General features: G+C 49.2%; 2 protein-coding genes. One reads left to right on the forward strand and one right to left on the reverse strand.

Features of this window, described 5'->3' with window-relative positions; translation table 11 throughout:
- Window positions 1–725, reverse strand: a 725-nt coding sequence (locus B9T16_RS28470) for a Uma2 family endonuclease (protein WP_410246363.1), incomplete at its 3' end; no start/stop codon positions are given.
- A gap of 229 nt (window positions 726–954) precedes the next feature.
- Here B9T16_RS28470 and B9T16_RS28475 point away from each other — a divergent pair.
- Window positions 955–1,676, forward strand: a 722-nt coding sequence (locus tag B9T16_RS28475; protein WP_410246364.1) for a photosystem II q(b) protein, incomplete at its 3' end; no start/stop codon positions are given.

Below are 1,676 nucleotides of genomic sequence, written 5' to 3' on the forward strand. Positions count from 1 at the left end.
TTTTGTCGTTCCGCTTCGGCCTTTTGGCGTTCCGCTTCGGCCTTTTGGCGTTCCGCTTCAGCTTTTTGGCGTTCCGCTTCTTCTGGTAACAGGACTAAATTACCTTCCGTATCGTAAAACCGCAACCAAATTGCCTCCTCCCGGTCAATCGTTCCCGACCAAGTTCCCAGCCAAAAGCCCAAGGTATCACACCACAGCCAACCGCGATCGTTCGGCTCTAAAAGCTGATAACCTCCTGAACTATGCAAATGCCAACCTTGAAAGGCGTTGGCTTCAAACGGGTCAAATACAAAGTAATCTGGGGTTCGGAATATCTGCTGATACAGATCCTTTTTCTTTCCTTTATCTACTCTGGCGGTACTCGGCGACATCAACTCGACAATAACATCTGGGTAGCGACCCCCTTCCTGCCATACTACCCAACCTTGTCGTTCTTTGGTGCCATCTACATCTAACACAGCAAAGAAATCTGGGCCTCGGAAATCTCGGTTCCTAGCCTGTTCGCTGCTATAGTAAATAAACATATTCCCGCCTGTGTAGAAATCATGGCGATCGCTCCAAGCCTGTTGCAATGACCGGATCAGGACGTTCATGGCAATGCGGTGACGGTTACTTTCCAAAGGCTCTCCATCATCAAAAATCAAATCTGTGGGCGGCATGGGGGGTTCCCATTCCGTTTCCGTAGCAGTTTCGGGGCTAGTATTGGCAGTGAGTTCAACTGACATTTTCGGTTCCCCCCTCTCTCGTGTTTCTCAGTTGCTGACGATTATATCCCAAGCCGCCCTAAGCCGCCTGAGACCACAGCCATGATAAGCCCTAGTTATGACAGTCATTAAAATAAATGTGGCTCAACCCCTTTACAAACCTTAACAGAGTGTGTCATATTATAGACACGGTAGAAAAACAACTGCCGGATAAGTACCTCGAAAACTCAATAAAGCAATCATATCCAACATGACTACTACCATTCAGCAGCGCGAGAGCGCCAACGCTTGGGAACGGTTCTGTAGCTGGGTAACATCCACCAACAACCGCCTTTATGTAGGCTGGTTCGGTGTTCTGATGATCCCTACCCTACTAACTGCTACCATCTGCTACATCATCGCTTTTGTAGCTGCTCCTCCCGTTGACATTGACGGTATCCGCGAACCCGTAGCTGGTTCTCTGTTGTACGGAAACAACATCATCTCTGGTGCGGTTGTTCCTTCTTCCAATGCGATCGGTCTGCACTTCTAYCCYATTTGGGAAGCAGCCAGCTTGGATGAGTGGCTCTACAACGGTGGCCCCTACCAGTTGGTAATTTTCCACTTCCTGATCGGTGTATTTTGCTACATGGGTCGTGAGTGGGAACTGTCCTACCGCTTGGGAATGCGTCCTTGGATCTGCGTAGCTTACAGCGCACCTGTTGCCGCTGCTAGTGCAGTATTCTTGATCTACCCCATCGGACAAGGTTCTTTCTCCGACGGTATGCCTCTGGGTATCTCTGGAACCTTCAACTTCATGTTGGTATTCCAAGCAGAACACAACATCCTGATGCACCCCTTCCATATGCTGGGAGTTGCTGGTGTATTCGGTGGTGCTTTGTTCTCCGCGATGCACGGTTCTTTGGTAACTTCTTCCTTGGTGCGTGAAACCACCGAAATCGAATCTCAAAACTACGGTTACAAATTCGGTCA

Source organism: Arthrospira sp. PCC 8006, assembly GCF_046480465.1.
GTDB classification, from domain to species: domain Bacteria; phylum Cyanobacteriota; class Cyanobacteriia; order Cyanobacteriales; family Microcoleaceae; genus Limnospira; species Limnospira platensis.